The sequence below is a fragment of the Treponema sp. R80B11-R83G3 genome (genome assembly GCF_054786115.1).
Genome location: NZ_BDHF01000116.1, coordinates 1 through 3,662, shown reverse-complemented (window position 1 = coordinate 3,662; position 3,662 = coordinate 1). Strand labels below are relative to the sequence as shown.

Genomic DNA, 3,662 nt, shown 5'->3' with positions numbered 1-3,662 from the left:
GAATAAATTTTTTCATTGTGATAGAATGTTAGACAATAAAATCTAGCTTATATAAGGCTGGAAAAAAATTATGGAGGAAAAGAGATGAAGAGAGCACTTATTATTTTAGGTGTGGTCCTTATGCTGGTTAGCATAAGCGGCTGTAAGAAAGATTCGGGAAAGTTGGTGATTTGGTCTTTTACCGACGAGTTAAAGAACATGACAGAAAATCCAACTTGGGGTTTCAAAGCGACTCATCCTAATATTCAGGTTGAGTATTCCCAAACCCCATCAGATCAGTTTCAGGCTAAAGTAGATCCTGTTTTACAGTCCGGTCAGGGAGCCCCGGATATTATTGCATTGGAATCAGCATTTGTTCGCAAATATGTTGAGTCCGGTCTTCTTTTAGACATCACTGATATTTACGAAGCCAACAAGGCCAAACTTCTTGCCTATCCGGTGGAAGTTGGTTCTTATAAAGGTAAAGTATACGGTATGTCATGGCAAGCCTGCCCCGGCGCTATGTTCTATCGCCGCAGCCTTGCAAAGAAATATTTTGGAACAGATGATCCCAAACAGATACAGCCCTATTTTGCAAGCTTTAGCAAATTCCTTGATACCGCAAAACAGCTCAAGGAAAAATCCAATGGCGCATGCGTGGTCGTTTCTTCATTGGGCGACTTGAGGAATTCATTCCTGTCAGCCAGAAAAGATTCTTGGATAGTGGATAATAAAGTAGTTGTTGATCCGGCTATGGAACAGTACATGGAAATTTGTAAGACACTGCATGACAACAAATGGGAAGGCAGGGTTGGTCAGTGGTCAGAAGGCTGGTTTGCAGGTATGAAAGATGAGCTTAAAGATGAAACCGGAAAATCGGTTGAAGTATTCTCATACTTCCTGCCCACATGGGGCCTCCACTATGTACTCAAGACCAATGCTCCCAGCACATCGGGTGACTGGGCTATGATTCAAGGTCCCTCAGCATATCGTTGGGGCGGCACTTGGGTTGGCGCATACAAAGGAACAAAGAATGTTGCATCAGCCAAAGAATTTATCCGCTATGTAACCACCGATGACGGCTTCCTTGAAGCATGGGCAAAAGACACTGGCGATATGGTAAGCAATATGAATGTCGTTAATAAAATTAAAGACACCTATAGCGAACCCTTCCTTGGCGGACAGAACCACTATGCCGAATTTGCCGAAATGGCAAAAGGCGTTAATGGCAAACTGCTTCAGGGAAGCGATGAGGCCATTGAAGCAATGTTTGATGAAGCGACAGCGGCTTATGTAAACGGAGAAAAATCAAAAGCTCAAGCTATTGCAGATTTCAAGCAACAGGCTGAATCACGGTTTGCAAAATAATTTGAGGTAAATTTGTAATCTCAATAAAGGCGCGGGTTTTATATTATCCGCGCCTTTTTTATAGGAGGACCGATGTCAGAAGATATTATTGGTCAGGAAACAAAAACGCAACATAGCGAAGAAAAAGAAGATACTTTGCAAAATGAAGTAACTCATATAAATAATAAAAAACATAAACAAAAAAAATTAGTTGGTCATGAGACGAGAACAAACCGTTGGGGGTATGTATTTGTCGCGCCCTTTATAATCGTGTTCTGCATATTTAACTTGTGGCCTACATTATACACTTTCGTCCTGAGTTTTACCGATCTGCGCGGATTGCGTACTGATTTTACTTTTATTGGTTTTGCTAATTTTGTTAAATTAGTTAAAGACCCGCTTTTCTGGGGCGCTCTTGGAAATACCATGATTATATGGACTTTTAACTTTATTCCGCAGTTAGGTCTTGCTTTGGTGCTTTCCATCTGGCTTTCCGATATTCGGCTAAACTTGGCGGGTAAAGGTCTGTTCCGGGCAGTTGTTTATATGCCCAACCTGCTGACCGCCGTATCGGTAGCCTTGCTCTTCCGCAGTATTTTCGGCTACGCGGCCCACGTCACAGCGCCGGCAAATCAATTTCTATATTCAATAGGCATTCAAGCGACAAAAATAGATCCAATTACAGGTGAAACTGTAAAAGAAGCAATTGACTTTTTCCGCAATGTCGCATTTTCACGGGGGTTGGTGGCTTTTATCCAGTGGTGGATGTGGTATGGCTATACTATGATCATACTCATGGCGGGTATTACGACTATCCCCATATCGCTGTATGAATCCGCGTCAATTGACGGCGCTAACAGCAGGCAAACAACATGGTACATAACCCTACCCTTGCTTCGCCCCATAATGCTCTATATCCTTGTTACGTCTATGATCGGCGGTATGCAGATGTTTGATATTCCCTTCCTGCTTACCGATATGGAGGGTGCTCCTCAGTACAAAATTCGGACTACAACTATGTATCAGTACAATATTGCTTTGGGCAGGGGCGCTAACGACTATGCATATGGCGCAGCTATTTCCATAGGCATATTTATTATTACTATCTTCCTTGCTCTTTTAATATTCTTCTTCTTGCAGGATCGTAGTGATTTAAAGAAGAAGGAAGGAGGTTGAGTATGGGAAAATCTGATTCACAATTAATGAGGTATTTTATACATGCAACTATGCTTGTTCTTGGGCTTATAGCGATAATACCTATTTATTTGCTGTTGCTTAACGCGACCCGCTCTACTGAACAGATCAATTCAGGTATTGTTATAGTTCCCGGCAAAGACGCGTTTTTTGGGAGTACGGACACTGTAATTGCCGACTGGAATTCCGATGATTTTCCTATTGAAAGTGGAACTGTCAGATATTTTGACTTGACTATGGGTAGAACATTAAAAGAGGAAAAAAATAAAAAAACCGGAGACCTTGAAAAAATTGTAATTAAGAAATTCACGGAAAGCATACAGCCGCGTATTTCTATTTTTAATGATGAAGATCAAAGAATTGCAAATTATAATCTTACAAATGATACCGTTATTTTTGTTAATAATGGACAAAGGGTTAATAAAGGCGATACGCTTGCCAGACTCATTACTCTGCCGAATATTCGTTTTAACTGGGGTGTCTTAACCGGACGGAGCTTTCAAATTTGGCAGGGATTTGGAAACAGCTCTTTTATTTCCATTTGTACCACGATATTAAGTATTTACTTTTCGGCGATGACCGCTTATGGCTTGCATGTCTATCGGTTTAAGGGGAGATTGGTGCTGTGGACCGTTATCCTGATCGTAATAATGCTGCCTAGCTCGCTTTCCATAATCGGCTTTTATCAGTTTATGTCTACGATGAGGCTCCGTGACAGTTATATTCCGCTTATTATTCCCGGAATAGCCGCAGCGGGGACGGTTTTGTTTCTTAGGCAGTACATGACATCTGTTTTGAGTACCGATCTTATTGACGCGGCGCGTATTGACGGCGCGAATGAGTATCGGATATTCAATATTATTATTCTTCCGATTATGATTCCCGCGCTTGCCGCTCAGTCGATTTTTACCTTTGTAGGTTCATGGAATAACTTTATTACGCCCTTTATATTGATTTCCAACGAAAAGAAATTTACTTTGCCAATGCTTGTTCAAAGTCTGCGTGGTAATATTTACCGCGCGGAGTACGGCGCGATTTATCTGGGAATAGCCGTTTCTCTTATACCGATTATTGTCTTTTATTCATTCATGTCACGGTTTATTATTTCCGGTCTTACTATGGGAGGGTTGAAAGAGTAGTAA

3 protein-coding genes are annotated in these 3,662 nt (G+C 41.4%); all 3 read left to right on the top strand.

The window, feature by feature from the left end:
* The first annotated feature begins 120 nt into the window (after window positions 1-120).
* The 3 genes from ACYVRH_RS11250 to ACYVRH_RS11240 all read left to right on the top strand — a co-directional run bounded on the left by ACYVRH_RS11250 (window position 121) and on the right by ACYVRH_RS11240 (window position 3,659).
* Window positions 121-1,347, top strand: a complete 1,227-nt coding sequence (locus ACYVRH_RS11250) for an ABC transporter substrate-binding protein (protein WP_461257008.1) — start codon at window positions 121-123, stop codon at window positions 1,345-1,347.
* Window positions 1,348-1,419: 72 nt separating this feature from the next.
* Window positions 1,420-2,502, top strand: a complete 1,083-nt coding sequence (locus ACYVRH_RS11245) for a carbohydrate ABC transporter permease (RefSeq protein ID WP_461257007.1) — start codon at window positions 1,420-1,422, stop codon at window positions 2,500-2,502.
* A gap of 2 nt (window positions 2,503-2,504) precedes the next feature.
* Window positions 2,505-3,659: a carbohydrate ABC transporter permease gene (locus ACYVRH_RS11240; RefSeq protein WP_461257006.1), complete on the top strand. Its 1,155-nt coding sequence runs from the start codon at window positions 2,505-2,507 to the stop codon at window positions 3,657-3,659.
* The last annotated feature ends 3 nt before the right edge of the window (window positions 3,660-3,662 follow it).

Coding starts and splice junctions, on each gene's coding strand:
- ACYVRH_RS11250 (WP_461257008.1), top strand. CDS start 121: ATGCTGGTTAGCATAAGCGGCTGTAAGAAAGATTCGGGAAAGTTGGTG.
- ACYVRH_RS11245 (WP_461257007.1), top strand. CDS start 1,420: ATGTCAGAAGATATTATTGGTCAGGAAACAAAAACGCAACATAGCGAA.
- ACYVRH_RS11240 (WP_461257006.1), top strand. CDS start 2,505: ATGGGAAAATCTGATTCACAATTAATGAGGTATTTTATACATGCAACT.